The sequence below is a fragment of the Methylobacterium symbioticum genome (assembly GCF_902141845.1).
In the GTDB taxonomy this organism is placed as follows: domain Bacteria; phylum Pseudomonadota; class Alphaproteobacteria; order Rhizobiales; family Beijerinckiaceae; genus Methylobacterium; species Methylobacterium symbioticum.
In genome coordinates, this window is sequence record NZ_CABFPH010000045.1 from 1 (window position 1) to 17,941 (window position 17,941).

Annotated in this window: 21 protein-coding genes; 4 read left to right on the forward strand and 17 right to left on the reverse strand. The window is 74.8% G+C overall.

What is annotated here, in order from left to right:
* From MET9862_RS15825 to MET9862_RS15875, 11 genes are all read right to left on the reverse strand, one after another.
* On the reverse strand, nt 1–2,733 hold a 2,733-nt coding region (locus MET9862_RS15825; protein WP_142583873.1), incomplete at its 3' end, for a baseplate multidomain protein megatron.
* Nucleotides 2,721–3,197: an NlpC/P60 family protein gene (locus MET9862_RS15830; protein WP_142583874.1), complete on the reverse strand. Its 477-nt coding sequence runs from the start codon at nt 3,195–3,197 to the stop codon at nt 2,721–2,723. The genes MET9862_RS15830 and MET9862_RS15825, both read right to left, overlap by 13 nt.
* Before the next feature lie 11 nt (nt 3,198–3,208).
* Nucleotides 3,209–4,081, reverse strand: coding sequence for a phage/gene transfer agent baseplate hub protein (locus MET9862_RS15835; protein WP_142583875.1), 873 nt, complete (start codon nt 4,079–4,081; stop codon nt 3,209–3,211).
* 18 nt (nt 4,082–4,099) lie between these two features.
* Complete coding sequence (locus MET9862_RS15840; protein WP_142583876.1) at nt 4,100–4,741, reverse strand: DUF2460 domain-containing protein; 642 nt, start codon at nt 4,739–4,741, stop codon at nt 4,100–4,102.
* Between the two features lie 102 nt (nt 4,742–4,843).
* Entirely contained in the window at nt 4,844–5,407 is a 564-nt protein-coding gene (locus MET9862_RS15845; protein ID WP_142583877.1) for a phage tail tape measure protein, read from the reverse strand.
* A 12-nt stretch (nt 5,408–5,419) separates the two neighbouring features.
* On the reverse strand, nt 5,420–5,644 hold the full coding sequence (locus MET9862_RS15850) for a phage tail assembly chaperone (RefSeq protein WP_210248109.1): 225 nt from the start codon (nt 5,642–5,644) through the stop codon (nt 5,420–5,422).
* Nucleotides 5,641–5,964 (reverse strand): gene transfer agent family protein, encoded by a 324-nt coding sequence (locus MET9862_RS15855; RefSeq protein ID WP_142583878.1) that lies wholly within the window; start codon nt 5,962–5,964, stop codon nt 5,641–5,643. The genes MET9862_RS15850 and MET9862_RS15855 overlap by 4 nt, the downstream gene beginning before the upstream one ends.
* A complete protein-coding gene (locus MET9862_RS15860; protein WP_142583879.1) occupies nt 5,964–6,377 on the reverse strand; it encodes a phage major tail protein, TP901-1 family in 414 nt (137 codons plus the stop codon). The genes MET9862_RS15855 and MET9862_RS15860 overlap by 1 nt, the downstream gene beginning before the upstream one ends.
* A 35-nt stretch (nt 6,378–6,412) precedes the next feature.
* Nucleotides 6,413–6,823, reverse strand: coding sequence for a tail completion protein gp17 (gene gp17 / locus MET9862_RS15865; protein WP_142583880.1), 411 nt, complete (start codon nt 6,821–6,823; stop codon nt 6,413–6,415).
* A complete protein-coding gene (locus MET9862_RS15870) occupies nt 6,820–7,179 on the reverse strand; it encodes a head-tail adaptor protein (RefSeq protein WP_142583881.1) in 360 nt (119 codons plus the stop codon). The genes gp17 and MET9862_RS15870 overlap by 4 nt, the downstream gene beginning before the upstream one ends.
* A 12-nt stretch (nt 7,180–7,191) precedes the next feature.
* Entirely contained in the window at nt 7,192–7,740 is a 549-nt protein-coding gene (locus MET9862_RS15875) for a head-tail connector protein (protein ID WP_142583882.1), read from the reverse strand.
* A gap of 38 nt (nt 7,741–7,778) precedes the next feature.
* Here MET9862_RS15875 and MET9862_RS15880 point away from each other — a divergent pair, with 38 nt between their 5' ends.
* From MET9862_RS15880 to MET9862_RS15890, 3 genes are all read left to right on the forward strand, one after another.
* A complete protein-coding gene (locus tag MET9862_RS15880; protein ID WP_142583883.1) occupies nt 7,779–8,522 on the forward strand; it encodes a S1 family peptidase in 744 nt (247 codons plus the stop codon).
* 304 nt (nt 8,523–8,826) lie between these two features.
* On the forward strand, nt 8,827–9,681 hold the full coding sequence (locus MET9862_RS15885) for a S1 family peptidase (protein WP_142583884.1): 855 nt from the start codon (nt 8,827–8,829) through the stop codon (nt 9,679–9,681).
* 184 nt (nt 9,682–9,865) lie between these two features.
* Nucleotides 9,866–10,411, forward strand: coding sequence for a PAS domain-containing protein (locus tag MET9862_RS15890; protein WP_142583885.1), 546 nt, complete (start codon nt 9,866–9,868; stop codon nt 10,409–10,411).
* Nucleotides 10,412–10,485: 74 nt separating this feature from the next.
* Here the strand turns inward: MET9862_RS15890 and MET9862_RS15895 are convergent, their stop codons facing one another.
* From MET9862_RS15895 to MET9862_RS15905, 3 genes are read right to left on the reverse strand one after another with little or no spacing between them, the layout of a single operon-like run.
* Nucleotides 10,486–11,850, reverse strand: coding sequence for a phage major capsid protein (locus MET9862_RS15895; RefSeq protein WP_142583886.1), 1,365 nt, complete (start codon nt 11,848–11,850; stop codon nt 10,486–10,488).
* A gap of 5 nt (nt 11,851–11,855) precedes the next feature.
* Nucleotides 11,856–12,320 carry an HK97 family phage prohead protease gene (locus MET9862_RS15900; protein ID WP_142583887.1) on the reverse strand — a complete coding sequence of 155 codons (465 nt, stop codon included), beginning with the start codon at nt 12,318–12,320 and terminating at the stop codon, nt 11,856–11,858.
* A 10-nt stretch (nt 12,321–12,330) separates the two neighbouring features.
* Entirely contained in the window at nt 12,331–13,503 is a 1,173-nt protein-coding gene (locus tag MET9862_RS15905; protein ID WP_142583888.1) for a phage portal protein, read from the reverse strand.
* 241 nt (nt 13,504–13,744) lie between these two features.
* Here MET9862_RS15905 and MET9862_RS15910 point away from each other — a divergent pair, with 241 nt between their 5' ends.
* Nucleotides 13,745–14,038 carry a hypothetical protein gene (locus MET9862_RS15910; RefSeq protein WP_142583889.1) on the forward strand — a complete coding sequence of 98 codons (294 nt, stop codon included), beginning with the start codon at nt 13,745–13,747 and terminating at the stop codon, nt 14,036–14,038.
* A gap of 145 nt (nt 14,039–14,183) precedes the next feature.
* On the opposite strand, the gene MET9862_RS15915 is transcribed toward MET9862_RS15910, so the two are convergent.
* The 3 genes from MET9862_RS15915 to MET9862_RS30110 all read right to left on the reverse strand — a co-directional run bounded on the left by MET9862_RS15915 (nt 14,184) and on the right by MET9862_RS30110 (nt 17,791).
* A complete protein-coding gene (locus tag MET9862_RS15915) occupies nt 14,184–15,662 on the reverse strand; it encodes a methyl-accepting chemotaxis protein (protein ID WP_142583890.1) in 1,479 nt (492 codons plus the stop codon).
* Nucleotides 15,663–15,876: 214 nt separating this feature from the next.
* Nucleotides 15,877–17,145: a DNA-packaging protein gene (locus tag MET9862_RS15920; RefSeq protein ID WP_438616620.1), complete on the reverse strand. Its 1,269-nt coding sequence runs from the start codon at nt 17,143–17,145 to the stop codon at nt 15,877–15,879.
* On the reverse strand, nt 17,102–17,791 hold the full coding sequence (locus MET9862_RS30110; RefSeq protein ID WP_244612739.1) for a hypothetical protein: 690 nt from the start codon (nt 17,789–17,791) through the stop codon (nt 17,102–17,104). Before MET9862_RS30110 ends, MET9862_RS15920 begins: the two co-directional genes overlap by 44 nt.
* Between the last annotated feature and the right edge of the window lie 150 nt (nt 17,792–17,941).

Genomic DNA, 17,941 nt, shown 5'->3' on the forward strand with positions numbered 1-17,941 from the left:
GGTGTCGCGGGCGGCGATGGCGCGGTCCAGCACGGCCTCGGCCAGGGCCTCCGCGCTCGCGCGCCGGGTGACGATCGCCGCCTCGATCCGGCTCTCGCGGCGGCGTCCGCCCGCCGGACGCGCGGCCGCGGCGCTGGCGCGGCGATAGGCCGGGCTCTCGGAATCGGTAAGCCCGAGTTCGAGGCTGCGCGGCAGGGCGCTCTCCTCCGCCCGCACCTGCGCCAGCGGCGGCCTGTCCTCGGCGACGCGCACGAGGTCGCCCTCGGCGAGCGCCAGGGCCGTCTCGCGGCGGGGCCCGCGGATGCGGAGCACCCCCGCCACGGCCGAGACGTCGAGGCCGTAGACCTGAGCGAGAGGCTCCAGGGCGGCGCGCGCCGAGAGCGGGCGATCGATCACGTAGCCGTCGAGGAAGGCGGCAGCCTCGATCCGCACGGTGGCGTCCACGCCGAGATCGGCGAGGATGCGCGCCACCAGCAGGTCGAGGTCGCAGCCCTCGATGCGCCCGGTGATCCAGTGCCCCACCTGCCAGTTGCCGGCATCGGCCCAGACCGATCCGAGATCCGGGAAGGCGGGGAAGGGCCGCGCGTCCCAGGCCCAGACGAAGACCGAGGCGGGATCGACCATGCGTCCGCCATAGACCGGCGAGAGCGGGTTGTGGGCGGGGTCGAAGCCGGGGCTGTCCGGATCGAACCGCGACAGGATCGCCTCCAGGCCGCGCAGCTGGATGAGGTCGTCGCGGCTCCCGCGCGAGAAGGGCGGGACGGCGTTCTCGGAGGATTTCGGGTCGGGAAAGACGTTCGGGCCGTTTGTGCCCTTGTCGACGGCGGGCACGCCGACTTCCGTGAGCCAGATCGGCTTGGCCCCGGGCAGCCACGCGGTCGGCCCGGTCTCGACCCCGCCCTCCCGCTCGACATGGCGGTTCGACCACCAGGCGACGAGATCCTTCGCCCGGTAGATCCAGGGCTTGCCGAAGGCGCCGTCGCTGATCGGCCGGCGGCCTTGCGCCGCGCGCGCACTCTCGTCCGGATAATACCAGTCGAAGGCCTCGCCCGAGGCGCAGGCCGCCTTCAGGAAGCCGCGGTCGTAGAGGGTGTCGGCCCGGGCGAGGTCGGCATGGACCGGGGCGTCGCGCCAGTCGGTGAGCGGCGGGTAGTAGTCAATGCCGACCGCCGCGATGTTCGGATCGGCGAAGAGCGGGTCGAGGGGGAAGCGCAGGCTGGCCCCATCCTCGCGCACATGGGCGCCATACTCCGTCCAGTCGGCGGCGTAGACGAGGGGCACGCCCGGCCCGAGGATCGCCCGCACCTCGGCCGCGAGCGCCCGCAGCGCCGCGACCGCGGGGTAGCCGGCCGCGCCGCGCACCCGGGTCAGACCGACGAGCTCGCTGCCGATCAGGAAGCCGGACAGGCGGATGCCGGTCTCGGCCCAGCCCGCGGCGAGGCCCGCATAATGCAGCACCGCGTGCCGGTAGCCGTTCGCGAAGAAGGCCTCGACCTGGGCCTCGGCCGCGTCGGTGCCGTCCGGGCTGCCCGGCCGGCCGGGGGCGGGATCGCAGGTGATGCGCCCGCGCCAGGGATAGGGCGGCTGGCCGGAGGCGCTCGCGTCGCGCGGGTCCGGCAGGCCGTTGCCGGCGGGGATGTCCATCATCACGAAGGGGTAGAGCACCACCTCCAGCCCGCGCCGGGCGAGGTCGGCGACGAGGCGCCCGAGCCCGGCATCGGAGGGCGTGCCGCCATAGGCCGGGGCACCGTCCGCGGTGCTGGAGACGCACTCCGCCTCCGCCCGGCCCAGGCCGGCCACCTGCCAGACGTCGCCGGTCGTCGCCTTGGCCGCCGCCTCGACCCTGGGCACCACCCGGCACCGGCCGGCGCGCAGGTCGGTCCCGAACCACGACACCACCACGGCCACGCGCCGCAAGCGCGGGCACAGGGCCTGGAGCGCGTCGAGGGAGGCGGTGACGTCGGCCTCGCGCCGGAGCTGGAAGCGGTTGGCGGGCCGGCTCCGCCCGAGGCCGAGATCGACGCTGACGGAGGCGGGGTCGAGGGCGAACTCGCTGGAGCCCGGGATCAGGTCCACCGCTCGCACGAGCGGGGCGAGGCCGTTGACCGGACGGATCACCTCGAAGGCGAATTGCGGCACGCGGTTGCCGAACTCGGCGAGCGGCAGGCCCTCGAACACCACATAGGCGAGGCCGCGATATGCGGGGGCGTTCTCCGCGCCCTCCTTGGCGACGATGAGCGGGTCGGGCGCCTGATCCGGCGTGCCGGTATGGACACGGAGCGTGATCCGGGTCTGGTCGATCTCGCGGCCATCGGCCCAGATCCGGCGCAGGCAGGCGATCTCGCCCTCGCACAGGCCGACCGCGAGGTTGCCGAAATAGGCGTAGGCCGTGCGCACGACGCGCTGGCCGCCCCCGCCCTTGGCGCCGCGGCCGGCACGCTCGACCGTGGTGTTGGCGACCTCGAGCGGACGCGTCGCCCAGATCAGGGTGCCGCCGAGTCTCGCCCGCCCGTAGACGCGCGGCACCGGATCGCCCTCGGTGGAGGTGAGGCCGGCGACGTCGGCGAGGCGCGGCCCCTCGACATGGCGCGGGCCGGCGCGCGAACCGAGCAGCGCCCCGTCGATGGCGCCGCCGGCCGCGGCGCCGACCACGCGCCCGATCGCCCCCCCGATCGGGCCGCCGAGCGCGGTACCCGCCGCCGCGCCGGCCGTGGACAGGATCAGCGTCGCCATGGCGGATCTCCTGGAACGAGGCCGGGAAAGCGGAAGGCGCCGACGAGGTGGCGCCGCCACCACCCGGTGAGGGCGACCTCGGCGACGGCGGCGCGGTCATGGGCGTGGATCATCGCGCCCGCCTCGGTGGCGATGGCGCAGTGCCGGGCCGGGAGGTGGGCGCGGAAGGCGAAGAGCAGCACGTCCCCGGGCTCGGCCGCGTAGGTTGCGAGCGGCCCGTCCACCGGCACGAGATGGCGGCGGGCCGCTTCCATCAGCGGGTCGCGGCCGGGCGGGGCCGATTCCGCCCAGGTGCCCGAATAGGGCGGCGCCGCCTCGGGCTCCTCGCCGTGCAGCCCGCGCCAGACGCCGCGCACCAGACCGAGGCAGTCGCAGCCGATTCCGATCAAGGAGGCCTGGTGCCGGTAGGGCGTGCCGAGCCAGGCCCGCGCCTCGGCGACGACCGCGTCTCCGGTGAGTCTCATCGCGCGCTCCGTCAGCGGAACAGGCTGCCGCCGTCGAGGCCGGTCTCGCCCCCGGGCGGCCGCACCACGAAGTCGTTGCCCGGCATGTGCGGGAAGCCCTGGAAGTTGACCGCGTTGGCGAAGCGGTCGCGGCAGGTGGCGAGGCGCTTGTCGCAGCCGGCGCTGAGGGTGAAGGCGTCGCCCGGGGCGATCGCGGCCGGGGGCGCCTCCCACAGCTCGATCAGGCCGCCGGCCTGGACCCGCAGGTCGGTGGTCCGGCCGGCATTGGCGCCCCCGGTCCAGGCGAGGCGCCCGCCCGAGAACAGGCCTTCGGGAAAGCTCCCGTCGAGGGCGACGGCGAGCGTGCCGGGCTCCGGCTCCGCCAGCACCGTGCCGGTGGCGCGGAAGCCCGCGAGGTCGACGCGGCAGCGCGCATCGCCGAGATCGGCGCCGCAGGTGGCGCGGTAGGTCCGGCCGCGCTCCGCCTCCAGCCGGTCGGCGAGGCCGCGCAGCTCCGCCACGAAGGCGTCGCCCGTGCGGCGGATCTCGCCGAGCGTGGCGAGGTCGAGGAGGAGGCGCGTCTCCGGTGCGGTCCAGTCGACGAGCCAGGTCTCGACGCTCGCGCCGTCGTAGAGGCCGCCCGCGATCTCCACCTCGGTGAGCCCGAGGCCGGTCAGCGCGCCGGCCACGTCCCCGCCGGAGACGGCGAAGCCCAGCTCCGCGCTCGCCTCCGCCGCCTCGAGCCCGGTGCGGGCGGCGTAGGTCAGGCCGCCGAGGACGAGGTCGCGGTCGTGGTCGGTGAAGCCGAGGCGCAGGCCGTCGCGGCGGGTCAGCGCCCAGCAGCGGCAGAGCGTGGTGACGCCGCCGGCGAGATGGGCGGCGAAGGCGTCGGGGATGTCGCGCATGGGGGTCTCCCGGGAGCCTCAGGGCACGATCTCGACGAGGGGCACCTTCGGGATCTCGCCGGCGGTGAAGGCCTCGAGGTTCACGGTGAGGTCGTCGGTGTCGAAACGGACCGGCACGTCGAAGGCGAAGCCCGCGCTCACGACGGCGCCCGGGGCCGGCACCGCGCCGCCCGCGACGGTGACGAGGCCGGTGGCCGGGTCGCAGCTGAAGTCGCCCGGGCTCAGCTCCCGGCCCGCCACCGCCACCCGCACGCTGCCGGCCACCGGCTTGGCGATGGTCCGGCGGTAGGCGCTCGGGCCCGCGCCATAGGTCTTGGCGAGCGCGAAGACGCTGCTTCGCCCGTCGCCGGTGCCGAGGATCTGGTCTCCCGGGTCGATCGGCCGGCTGGGCGGACCGGAGCGGCAATCCACCCGGTCCCGGTAGCGGAAGCCGTAGAGGCGCCCGCGCCGCTCCTCGAAGAAGCTCAGCACCGCGTGGAGCGCGTCGAGGCTGCGGATGCCGAAGCCGGCATCGTAGCGGCGCCGCGAATCCGCCCAGCGGCTGTTGCGGTGCTCGCGGCCCGAGGCCAGGGTCACGATCTCGGTGAGCCGCACCGGCCCGCCGCTGCCGCGCAGGGCGACGTCGAGCGGAAACAGCACCTCGTGGAAGTCGGCGGCCATCGGGAGGTCCTTTCTCCTCGGTGTGAAGGCTCCGCGGAGCCTTCCCGTCCGGCGCCAGGGCGCGGTCGCGCTTGGCGCGTCGCAGATCGTCGCTTCTTGCTCTCACAGCGCCCGCTGGCCGCGGGCCACCGCGCGGGCGAGCTGGGCCGCGACCTGCGCCTCGGAGCGGCGGAAGGCGCCGGGGTCGGGGGTCGCGATGGTGACGTTGACGGAGACCGGCCGGGCGGCGGCGCCCGCCGCGACGCCGAGGCGGCCGTCCGGGCCGCGGCGGAGCGGCAGGATCGCTTCGGGGCCAGCCTCGCCCATCAGGCCGGCGCCGTCCCGCATCGGGAAATAGGTGGGGGCCGAGACGATCCCGCCCGCGGCGAAGGGGCGGACGCGGCCGGACTGGATCACGCCGCCCCGCGCGAAGGCGGCGTCCCCGCTGAGCAGCCCGTTGACGAGGCTGGTGATGCCGCTGCGCACGGGGCTCAGGGCCGCCCGCGCCGTGGCCACGGCGAGGCGGTTGCCGAGGGAGCCGAGCAGCCCGTCGAGCTGGCGCCCGGAGCCGAGGCTGCCGGCAAGCGCCGCGGACAGGCTGCGGCCGAAGCTCTGGGCGAGCCGGTCGAGGGTCTGGAGCTGCCGGATCCGGGCGGCGTTGGCGCGGTCCGTGTCGGTCTCGGCCATGGGGAGGCTCCGTCAGTCGGGATGGGCGGCGATCAGCCGGTCGAGCTCGGCGCGGGACATCGGCGCGGGCGCCCGCCCGAGGGCGGCGGCCACCTCGCGGGGCGTGGCCGCCCAGAAGGTGGCGGGCGGCCAGCGGAGGCGGCCGAGACAGAGGGCGAGAAGGTCGTCCCAGGGCAGGGCGACCGCTTGAGCCGATGGCCGCGGGAGGGCGCCCTCATGCCCGCCCGCGGCGCTCAAGGGCGGGAGCCGTCTTCCCCGAAGGCCGCGACGAGGGCGGCGCCGAGCGCCTCCGTCATCGCCGCGAAGCCGCCAGCCAGCGGCAGCTCCGCCACCGCGCGGTCGTCGAGGTCGTGCCCGCCGCCCCGCAAGGCGGCGCCGAGCAGGGCGACCAGGTCGCGGGCGGAGAGCCGCCCCGCGGCGAAACGCTCGGCGAGGCCGGCGAGGTCGGGCGCCCGGAGGGCGTCCTCCAGCTCGGCCAGGGCGCCGAGCGTCAGGCAGAGGGTGTAGCGCTGCCCCCCGAGATCGAGCGGCACCTCGCCGCGGCGGCGGTTCGCCATCAGGCGAGGGCCGTGAAGGCGAGGGCCCCGGCGGAATCGAGGCTCATCTCGAAGGTGACCTCGCCGGCATGGTCGCCGCGATATTCGAGCGCGGTGATCTGGAACGGCCCCTCGATCGTGCCGAAGGCCGGCACCACCACCTGGAAGGTCTCGATCAACCCCTCGAAGAAGAGTTGGCGCAGGCGCAGGTCCGAGGCTTGGTCCCGGAACACGCCCGCGCCCGAGATGGCGGCGCGGCGCACCCCCGCCCCCGCAAGCAGCTCCCGCCAGCGCCCGGCGGAATCCGCGTTCGTCACGTCGACGGTCTCGGCGTTGAGCGCGAGCTGGCGGGCTCGCAGGCCCGCCACCGCGGTGAAGCCGCCCGCGCCGTCCCCGGCCCGGATGAGAAGGTCCTTGCCTTTCTGGGCACTCATCGATGTCTCCGTGGAAGATGGTTTGCGGGACGGCGTCAGGGCGTCTCGGCGACACCCCGCAGGCTGAGGATCGCGCGGGCCTCGCCGCTGCGCGCGTCGCGGCTGGCGCTCAGGCTCTCGGCGACGAGGCTCACCAGGGTGTGGCCGGCGAGCGCCAGGCCGTCCTCGGCGAGCGCGGCCATCCGCGCCGCCGCGTCGAGGGCGCTGCGGGCCGAGCCGGGCTTGGCGATCACGATCAGCGCCTGGCCGAGGATGGCGCGCCGCGCCCCGTCGACGGAATCGTCGCGGGACGCGGCCTCGCCGAACAGGGCGTAGACCGGCACCGCCCCGCGCGGCGGCTCGTCGTGCAGGCGCACCGCGCCGCCCATCAGGGCCGCCAGGGCCGGGTCGTCCGCGAACCGGTCGATCAGGGCGGCGCGGAGGGCCAACAGGGCGGAGGCGCTCACAGGCCGGCTCCCGCCGGCGCCTCGACCAGCTCCTCCACGTGGCAGACGAGGTCGCGGCCCTGCGGATCCGCCTCGTCCACGCCGCGGATGGCGAAGCGGCGCGGCCCCGCGGCGAGCCGCATGGCGGGCGTCAGGCCCGGCCGGGCACGCAGGGTGATGCGGTGGGTGGCGACGCGGTCGCTCCGGCCGCCGGCGAGGCGCTCGACCGCGCCCGCCGGGCGGATCGCGCCCCAGAGCACGGGGCCTGCGACGTAGCGCCGGAGCACGCCGCCGAAGCCGTCCGGCTCCTCGACGGGCATCTCCAGCACGAAGCGGCGCCGCCGCGCGCCGAGCGCGGGACGTGCGAGGTCGGCCATGGTGGTCTCCGGTCAGAGCCTGAGGCGGCGGAAGGGTGCGGCGAGGGCGGCCGGATCGGGCGGGTCGGGCTCGTCGCCGCGGTGCTCGTAGCGGGCGGCGGCGAGTCGCAGCACGGCGAGCCGCAGGGGCGGGGGCAGGGCCGGCCCGTCGCCGCCATAGCCGGCGCTCAGCTCGATCAGGACGCTGCGGCCGTCGAGGGCCGGGGCCGCGGGGTCGATCGCGAGGCCCGGCGCCTCGATCGGGTCGTCGCCGAGGTGCACGAGGCCGGGATCGAGGGGCGTCGCGCCGCCGGGTCCCGACAGAGCGAGCCGCGTGACGGCGACGAGCGGGCTCAGGGGCACGGCGAGCCAGCCCCACGGCCAGGCGGCCAGGATCAGCCGGAAGGTCGCGGGCCGCAGGATACGCCGGCTCTCCGCCTCGATCCCGGCGCGGGCCGCCGCGACGAGGTCGGCGAGCAGCCCATCCTCGCTGTGGTCGTCGGGATCGAGGCGCAGATACAGGCGCAGCTCCGCCACGCTCACCGGCTCGACGCCGCTCTCCGCCACGCGTATCGGGACCATCGTCCGTACCCCTCCCGGTTCGAGCCAAGGCTGTTTCGATGCGTCTTCCGAGGCGTCTGCCCCGCGCCGCCGCGCTTCTCGGTCTGTGCCTCGCGCAGGCGCCGGCCCCGGCGGGCGCCGTGGTCGGGGGCGCCGAGGCGCCGCCGGGTTCCGCGGTGATGGTGCTGTCCTCGAACGGCGGCATGTGCAGCGGCATCGTGCTCGCACCCGACGTGGTCCTCACCGCCGGGCACTGCGCCGCGGGCGGCCTGGAGCACCGGGTCCACTACAAGGACGAGGGCGGCCAGCCGGTGCTGGTGCCGCTTGCCGCCCGTGCCGTGCATCCGGGCTACGATGCGGGGGCGATCGCCGGGCGGCGGCGCTCCATCGACCTCGCGCTCCTGCGCACCGCGACGCCGCTGCCGGCCCGCTTCGCCCCGGCCGCCCTGAGCCCGGCCCTGCCGCGGGCGGGGGCGAGCCTCGACCTCGGCGGCTATGGCGCCGCCCGTCCGGGCGATCCGCGCTCCACCGGCAGCTTCCGCAGCGCGGCGCTCGCCGTGGTCGAGCCCCACGGGCCGAGCCGGATCCTGGTCTGGCTGCGCGCCGCCTCAGGCAAGGCCGGCGGCTGTCAGGGCGATTCCGGCGGCCCGGTGACGGGGGCCGGCGGCGCCGTCGTCGCCGTCACCGCCTGGATCGGCGGCGCCTGCGGCGGTCTCACCCAGGGCATCCTCGTCGGCCCGCAGCGCGACTGGCTCGACCGGACGCTCGCGGGCTGGGGCCGGGCGGCGCGCTGGGAGGGCTGAGCGGCGTCGGCCCCGGTGCGTGGCCGGCTGTCCCAGATCGCGACCTCATCCTGAGGCGCCGAACCGCGGCGGAAGCCTCGAAGGAGCCCTCCAGAGGGGCGCCGTGAGGACCGGAGGCCTCCGTCGAGGCCGCCGGCGCGGCACCTTCGGACGAGGCCAGTGGATAGAGGTCGGCGTTCTCGCCCGAGATCTGCATCGGCCTTCGACACGCTTTCAGACCGATCGCCCAGGTCCGCAGGGAACCGCAGCTTGGCCGGGGGTTTGCCTTGGGCTAGGCTCGGAATCCGACAGCAGGGAACGCTCGATGCTCGCCAGAATCCTCCGCGCGACCGCGCTCGGCGCCCTCGTCGGTCTCATCCCGGCCTCGGCCGGGGCGGTGATCCAGGGTGAAGTCGCGCGGGATCCGAACGGCACCCGGACCTTCGTGGTGCGCATCGAGAGCACCCAGGGCGAGATCTGCTCGGGCACCCTCATCGCGCCCGACCTCGTGCTCACCGCCGCCCACTGCGTCATGCACCGGGCCGGCTACAACGTGATCGCCGTCGACCGCGGCTTCCGCTCCCGGCGCGTCGGGGCGGCGGCGGTCTCGATGCATCCCGAATTCGTGCCCGGCACCACGCCGGAGGATCAGCCGGGGGTCGACCTCGCCCTGATCAAGCTCGCCCAGCCGCTCGGTGCCGACTTCGCGCCCCTCGATCCGCGCGGCGCCGGCTCGATCGGCACGGGCGACGCGGTCGACATCGCGGGCTTCGGCGTCGTCGCCGAGAACCGGCGCAACACGGCCCGCACCCTGCGCCAGGCCCATCTCGTCTCGATCGGCTCGCTGCAGGTCGCCAACCGCGTCACGGTGGTGACAGACCGGCGCCGCTTCGCCGAGACGGCGGGGGCGGGCGCCTGCCTCGGCGATTCCGGTGGCCCGATCCTGAGCGGCGGCCCGGGCGGCTACCGCATCGTCGGCGTCGTCAGCTGGTCGAGCGGGGCACTCCAGCAGAACACGAAGCGACGGACCGCCTGCGGCGGCTTCACCGCCGTCACGCCCGTGGCGGAGCATGCCGGCTGGATCGCCTCGCGGGCGGCCGAGATGTCGCAGATCGATGCCGCCGTGGTGAGCCCGGGCGGCCGCAGCGGCTGGATGGCCCGCCCGCCGCGCAGCCGCTGAGACCCGCGCGGCATGGTGCCGCGGACTCTGCGCCCGCCTGGACTCTGGTCGACACGGCGCAGCTTGCCGGTCATGGTGCGGTTGGACTGCAACTGGTAGTATTGCTATCGATACCAGACTATCCCGGTCCGGTGTCTGAACCGGCTCCGCATCGTGCCGCGCAGCCCTCCAAGTCGACGAGCGCATGACACGCCGGTCCTTTCCCCTTCCGCTGGAGGCGGCCGGCGTCATCGGCACGTGGACGACCGACGTGCTGGCCGGCCGCTCCGTGCTCGACGACGGCGCCGCCGCGGCCATGGCGGGCGATGCCGGGCTCGCCGGCAAGCCGCTCAGCCTCGATATCGCGCTCGGCCGCATCCATCCCGAGGACCGGTCCTGGGTGTTCGACCGCATCCTGCGCGTCCGCGAGGAGGGCGGCCCCTTCACGGCCGAGTTCCGCATCCGCGGCGAGGACGGCGCCGTGCGCTGGGTGCTCAACCAGGGCCGCCTGCCGCGGCCGGGCGAGGGCCGCCACGGCCACGGCACCTATATCGACACCACCCACCGTCACCTCTCCGAGAGCTCGCACGATCCCGGCTGGGCCGAGCCCGACGTGCTGGAGGTGGCCGCCGACCATTGCATCGCCGCCCGCGAGGCGATCGACCGCAGCGGCCGGCCGCTGCTGCGCCTGCTGATCGACGCCCTGCTCCTGGAGATCGGGCGCCATCTGGTCCGGCGCCGCCCGCACTGAGCGGCGCAGGATCCGAGCGCTCTCGGGCCGAGGGGCCTATCGGCTCGGCGACGGAGAGCGCGTCAGGACACGGATCAGGCGAACTTCAGGAGCTTGATCGCCGCGAAGTCCTGCACCCCGCCGCCGACGCGCTTCGTCGTGTAGAACAGCACGTAGGGCTTGGCGGAGTAGGGGTCGCGCAGCACGCGCAGGCCCGCCCGGTCGACCACGAGATAGCCGCGGCGGAAGTCGCCGAAGGCCACCGACAGGCTGCCCGCCGCGATGTCCGGCATCGCCTCGGCCTCGGTCAGGGGGAAGCCCATCAGGGTGGCCGGCCGGTCGGCCGCAATCGGCGGCTGCCAGAGGTAGTTGCCGTCGCCGTCCTTCAGCTTGCGGATCGCGCTCTGCGTGCGCCGGTTCATCACGAAACCGGCATTCTGGCGATAGCCGCCCTGCAGCGCGTAGACGAGGTCGATCAGCGCGTCGGCCGGGTTCGTGGAGGCGAAGGCGCCGGACGCGCCCGTGGCGACGAAGCCGATCTTGCCGGGCGTCCAGGAGCCGTTGGTCACCGTGTCGTAGGCGAGGAAGCCCTTCGGCCGGCTCACCCCGTTGCCGGTGACGAAGGCGACGCCCTCCTGCTCGGCGAAGGCGGTCTCGACCTCGTCGGCGAGCCAGGCGTCGATGTCGACCACGGCGTCGTCGAGGAGCGTCTGGGTCGCCGCCGGCATGGCGTAGAGCTCCATGGCCGGGAAGGCGATCTCGGCAAGCGCCGGGCCGTCGGTCTCGGGCCGCGGCGCCGTCTCGGCCACCCAGCCCGCCGCCGGCGCCCCGGTGGCGACCGCCCGCTTGTACTGGCCGCCCGAGATGGTGCGCTGGCCGGCGATGGCCCGGATCGGCGAGAGGTCGGAGAGCCGGCGCAGCACCTCGCGCTCGATCGTCTCCGGCACGAGATAGCCGCCATCGGGCCCCGAGCCCGCCTGCATGGCCTTGGCCTCCAGACCTTTGAGGCCGCCGCTCTCGCCGGCCCGGACGTAGAGGTCGAAGGCTGCCTTGTGCTCGTCGGCGGCGGCGTCGCGGGGAGCCGGTCCGCCGAGCAGCGGGGGCCGCGCCCGGTCGAGGCTGATCCGGTCGAGCCGGCTGCGGGCCTGGTCGAGGGCCGCGTCGATTCGGGCGAGCTTCTCCTCGGTGAGGACATCGGGGCCAAGCCGGCTCTCGATCTGGCCGAGGCGGGAATCGTTCGTGGCCTTGAAGGCCTCGAAGGCGCGGGCGAAGGTGTCGAGCGCGGCGCGGGCATCGGCGTCGGGCGATCCGCCGGTCAGGCCGGCCTTGGTCTCGTAGGCGGGGATCCCGCTGGCCTTGGTCTCGCTGGCCTTGGTCTCGCAGGCCTTTGTCTCGTAGGCCTTCGTCTCTTGGGCCTTCGTCTCTTGGGCCTTGGTCTCGTAGGCGATGTCCGGTTGCATGCGTCCTAGTCTCCGAGGGCGGCGGGCGCGATCCGCCGGGCAAGCTCGCGCAGCCTGGGGCCGAGCGGCGCGGCGACGCGCGCGCCCGGCTGAAGGGGGAAGGAGACCAGCGAGATCTCCCAAAGATCGACCGCGGTCAGGTGGCGGAAGCCGGCGCGGTCGGGCGTGGCGCCGAGGGTGCGGAAGCCGATCGAGAGCCCGTCGAGGGCGCCCTGGCGGATCAGCGCGTCGAGCTCGCGGGCGCGCTGCACCGCGAGGTTGAGCCGGCCCTCCACGCGGAGGCCGCGCGCGTCCTCGCGCAGGTCGAGCCAGATGCCGACCGGCTCGGCCGGATCGTGCTGGAACAGCATGCGCACGCCGGCCGGTCCGCGCGCCCGCAGGCTCGCCGCGAAGGCCCCGGGCCGGACCACGTCGCGACCGAGATCGGGCTGGCCGAACAGGCTGGCATAGCCGGTGAAATGGCCGTCCATCGCGTCCTCCTCAGGCCGCCGGGCCGTAGCCGACCGCCGCGCGCTTCTCGGCCTCGCTCAGGAAGTCGGCGGCCTGGACGCGTCGCCACAGGGATTCCCGCTCGGCGGCGAGGGCCTCGATCCGGTCAAGGTCCGGCTCCAGCCGCACCGCGCCGAGGCCCGGCGCGAGCCAGTGCGCGAGGCTCTCCGCCGTGCGCCGCACCAGGGGGATCAGGGTCTGCCGGTAGAAGGCGCGGTTGGCCTCGGCGTAGTTGGCGTGGGTGCTGTCGCCCGGCAGACCGAGCAGGAGCGGGGGCACGCCGAAGGCGAGGGCGATCTCGCGGGCGGCGGCGTGCTTGGCCTCGACGAAGTCCATCTCCTTCGGCGAGAGCGCCAGCGGCTTCCAGTCGAGCCCGCCTTCGAGCAGCAGCGGCCGGCCGGCATTGGCGGCGCCCTGATAGTTCGCATCGAGCTCGCCCTTGAGCCGGACGAACTGCGCCTCGCTCAAGGCGGCGTGGCCGCCGAAGACCAGGGCGCCGGAGGGGCGGGCCGCGTTGTCGAGCAGCGCCTTGTTCCAGGCGCCCGCCGCGTTGTGGATGTCGAGGGCGGTCGCCGCCGCCTCGATCGGGGCGAGGCCGCGCGTGTCGTCCTCCGGATGGAACAGGGCGAGGTGCAGGATCGGCGGCACGGCGCCCACCTGCTCGTAGCGGCGCGCCCGGTCCCCGACGCCGTAGAGATAGGCGACCGGCCAGCCGTCGGGCCCCGGCACCACCCGCATCCGCTCGGGGCGCAGCGCGAACACTTCGCGGGGCGTCCCGTCCAGGCTCACCGCCTCCAGATAGGCGTTCCCGCTCAGCATGAGCTGGGCGTAGACCGTCTCGAGGAGCCGCGTGCCGCCCTCGCGCGGGTTCGGCCGGGCGAGGAGCGCGGCGAGCGCCCCGGCGCCCGCGCCCTCCGGCACCAGGGGCATGCTCGCCGCGGTCTCGGCCACGAGGCGCACGGCGCGGTGGACCACGGCGTTGCGCGCGTAGCCCGCCCGGGCGAGCGCCGTGGCCTTCCGCGGCGTCCAGGCGGCGCGGCCCTCGCCGCCGAGGACGAAGCCGGGTCCGGAGAGGACCGATCCCGGGAACGCCTTCTCCGACAGGGCGGCGTGCGCGGGCACGTAGCCGGCGGCCCGCGCCAGCCGGGTGAGCAGGGTCGGCATGGTATGCGTCCTCGCTGAGGGTCGGGATCCGGGTCGTGCGGGCGGGGCGCGCGTGTCGCGCGGCGGCGCGCCGTCCGCCGCGTCGGGGACGATGGAGGGAGGCCCGGGGCCGCGATCTCAGACCCGTGAAACGAAGCCGTTCGGCCGGACGGATCTTTTGTGCGCGATCGATGTTCTTCGTCCACGTCGCGGACGGAAGACCGTTGTCCTCCGTCCTTGCCACGCACAGGACAATCTTCGAATGCGCACGCTTCTGCTGGCGGCCGTTGCCGCCTCTCTCGTCACGCCCGCCCTCGCCCAGGTGGTCGAGACCCCGTCCGGCCCGGCCGTCGTCGTGGCGCCGGGGCCGGGCCCCGCCACCACCGGCGGCGTCCTCACCCGCCAGGGCGGCGCCACCGGCGAGCCGGGGGCCTACAGCTACTCGCCGACCGGCCAGCCGGCCGACGTGATCTCGAACGACTCGGCCGCCGCCGGCAATGCCGGCCAGCCGAGCCGCGTCGCCCCGCAGGGCAGCGGCGGCGGCGGCAGCCGCTGAGCCCGGCTCGCCCGGTTCTCACACGGGGCGGTGCGGGACGGCGCCGCCCCACGCGATCCCGCAGCCCATCCGGCGTCTCCGCCCGTGCGAGGAGAGTCTTGCAGCGGGGGCGACGACGGTGACGGCGATAGCCTGGGCGATCCGCTCAGCCCACGGCCCGCGCGGCCTCCCGCAACTGCCGCGCGGCCGCGTCGACGCGCCCGCTCGCCGCAGCGATCGTCTCCATGCCGGTCGCGAGGCTCGCCGCCCCGCAGGAGGCCATCTGCAGGCTGCCCGACATCTCGCGGGTCGTGGCCGACTGCTCCTCCACGGCCGCGGCGATGGCGGCCGCCGCCTCGTCCAGCGCCCGGATCGTGCCCTGGATCGCGCCGATCGCGTCCACGGCTTCCCGGGTGGCCGCCTGCGTCGTGGAGATCTGGCCGCGGATCTGGTCCGTCGCCTTGGCCGTCTGCTCGGCCAGCGCCTTCACCTCGGCGGCCACCACCGCGAAGCCCTTGCCCGCGACCCCGGCCCGCGCCGCCTCGATCGTGGCGTTGAGCGCCAGCAGGTTGGTCTGGCCCGCGATGCTCTGGATCATCGCCACCACGTCGCCGATCTGGGTCGCGTGCGCGCTCAGGCCGGCGACGATCTCGCCGGTGCGCTGCGTCTGCTCGACGGCCGCCCGCGCCATCTGCGCGGCATGGCTGACCTGCTGGCTGATCTCGCCGACTGAGGCGGAGACCTCCTCCGCTCCGGCCGCCATGGTCTGGATGTCGCTCGCCACCCGGCCGACCGTGCCGACGGCCGTCGTCGTCTGCTCGGTGACGTCCGCGATCGCCGAGCCGATCGCGTCGAGATCCGTGCCGATCGCCCGCTGCGCCTCGGCGCGCCGGCGGCGCTCGTGCACCTGCTCGGTGACGTCGGTGGCGAACTTCACCACCTGCGTGACACGTCCGTCGGCGTCGGTGACCGGGTTGTAGGTGCCCTGGATGAAGATCTCGCTTCCGTCCTTGGCGATGCGGCGGAACTCGGCCGACTGGTACTCACCGCGGGCGAGCGCCGCCCAGAAGTCGCGGTAGGCGTCGCCCGCCCGCTCGGACGGATCCATGAACAGGCCGTGGTGGCGGCCTCTGATCTCCTCCAGCGTGTAGCCCATCGTGGCGAGGAAATTCGCGTTGGCGTCCAGGATCGTGCCGTCCGGGGCGAAGGCGATGACCGCCTGGGACCGGTGGAGGGCGGCGATCTGGCCGTCGAGGTTGAGGCTGCGCACCGTCTGCGCGGTGATGTCGGTGGCGAACTTGATGATCTTGACCACCCGGCCTCCGCGGTCGAGCACCGGGTTGTAGCTCGCCTGGATCCAGACCTCGCGCCCGCCCTTGGCGATCCGCTTGAACGCGCCGGTCTGGAATCGGCCCTCGCGCAGGCCCTCCCAGAAGGTGCGGTACGTCGCGCTGTCGCGCTCGGCCGGCGGAACGAAGAGGCCGTGGTGCTGCCCCCGCACCTCCTGCAGGGCATAGCCCACCGTCGCGAGGAAGTTGCCGTTGGCGGTCAGGACGGTGCCGTCGGGCGCGAACTCGATGACGGCCTGCGACCGGTCGAGGGCGTCCAGCTTGGCACGAGCATCATCGCCGCGGAGCAGAGGCATGGGCGTTTCCGTCGATCAGGGATGCGAAAGGTGTCTTCGCTTGCCGCAGAAAGATTAATCGGATCTTGCGCTCGGTAGAACGCGATCGACATCACGGTAACGTCAGCGCGCATAATTGTAGTTTCGCATATTTACAACCGAAGGTTGTTGTTCTTTAGTGCTATTCTCCTCAGGAATTCGGCCTCGTGCGACAATGGGACGCCCCGTTGCGCCTTCACAATTTCCGGATGCGTGGCTCACCGCCCTCCTCCAGGAGCAGCGCCGTCACCGCCCAGACCAGCGCGTCGAGCCGGTCCGGAGAGCCACCGCCGCTCAGGCCCTCGGGGCCGAAATCGCACAGCTCGTCCTCCAGGGCCGGAAAGGCGCCGACATGGTGGACACAGCCGCGCGCGTAGAGCAGCGAGACCGGCTCGGCCCGCAGGTACTTGCCGCGGGTGGCGCGCACGGAGGTCACCGGCACGGCGGGATCGCACTGGCGCAGCACCGCGGCGGCCATCTCGCCGCCCTGGTTCACCTCGACCACGAGCGCATCGGCCGCGAGGCGGTGATAGAGGGCGAGCGCCGTGCCGGCCCAGGCCTCGGGGGTGGCCCGGGGCAGGCTCGCATCGGCCAGGATGTAGGCATGGCCGCCCGCGCGGGCCGCCGCGACGATGCCGCAGGTATCCGAGCGGGCGCCCGAGCCCGCCGGCGGATCGACCGCCACCACGATCCGGCCGAGGGCGTCCGGCGGGGCCGCGACGCGGGCGGCCTCGAGGATCGCGCGGCTCCAGAGGGCGTCGGCCCGGTCCTCGATCAGCTCGCCGTCGAGTTCCTGCCGCCCGAGCCGGGTGCCCGCGTAGCGGCCGACCACCGCCTCCAGGAAGGTGGGCGCGAGATGCGCGGCATTGTCCGCGGTGCGGGCCCGGCTCACCGCCGTGCGCGGATCGGCGAGCAGGCGCCGCAGCAGCGGGATCGGCCGCGGTGTCGTGGTGACGAGGTTGCGCGGATGCGCGCCCAGCCGCAGGCCGAATTGCAGCATGTCGAAGGCGGCCTCGGGGTGGCGCCATTTCGCGAGCTCGTCGCACCAGGCCGCGCCGAATTGCGGGCCGCGCAGCGCGTCGGGCTCCTCCGCCGAGAAGGCCTGCGCCACCGCGCCGTTCGGCCAGGTGAGCCGGCGCCGGCTCGGGCTCCAGGCCGGGCGCCGGCCGCGCTCGGGAATGCCGAGGAGCCCCGAGGGACCTTCGATCATCACGTCGCGCACGTCCGCGAAGGTCTCGCCGACGAGGGCGATGCGCGCGACGGGCTCGGGCGTGAAGGCCGGGTCGCCGCGGGCGAGCGCGTCGACCCATTCCGCGCCGGTGCGCGTCTTGCCGCAGCCGCGCCCGCCGATCACCGCCCAGGTCGTCCAGTCGGTCAGGCAACAGGGCGGCAGCTGGTCGGGCCGGGCGGCGATCAGCCAGTCACGGGCGAGCGCCCGGGTCCGGTCCGGCGGCAGCAGCGCCAGGGTCTCCGCCAGGCGGGGTGAGGCCAAGGCGGCGCGCGATCTCCGCGCGCAGGACGGGCAGCTCGTCGGGGTTGTCCGTGCTCCCTCCGCCCCCATCGCATGCCTCCGCCGCGCCGAGTTCGTCCAGAAGCTTCTTCAGGCCGCCGAGGTCGCGCAGGACCCGGGCCGAATCGACCACCGCTGCGCCGGTGCCCTGCAGGGCCGCATCGAACCCGGCGATCTGCCGGGCGATGTGGCTGCGCAGGGCCGCGCGCAGGCTCGGCCCGTCGGTGGCGCCCGCCGCGTCGAGGGGCGCAGGTGGCCCGGCCACGGTCGGGCTCGCGCGCCGGAGCGTCAGGCCGATCGCCTTGAAGAAGGCGCCGGCCGAGTTGCGGCCGATGCCGAGCGCGTCGACCAGGTCCTGCGGGTGGTTGCGCGGCTCGTAATAGAGCCGGGCGATCGCCTCGCGCCGGCCGAGCGGCCAGTTGGCGGCGCTCAGCTTCGAGGGGCGCGGCTTGCGCCAGCCGGCCCGGGCGTTCCAGCCCGCGAGCGTGCCGCGCGGGATGCCGAGCGCGTCCGCGATGGCGGACATCGGCTCGGCGGTCTCGCGCAGGCGGCGCTCCGCCTCGGCGCGCAGCTCCGCATTGTGCGGGGTCGGCCAGGGCATCGCTGCCTCTCGACATATTTTTGGAGAATGCCTGAACCCTATCCCAGGAGCGCGCCGGTGTCAAGGATCAATCTCTTTGGATCAGCCTTTTTTCATAGGCGCGGACCGTGCAGATCGCGCTGCCGCGGTGCCGGAACGGGCTTCCCCTTC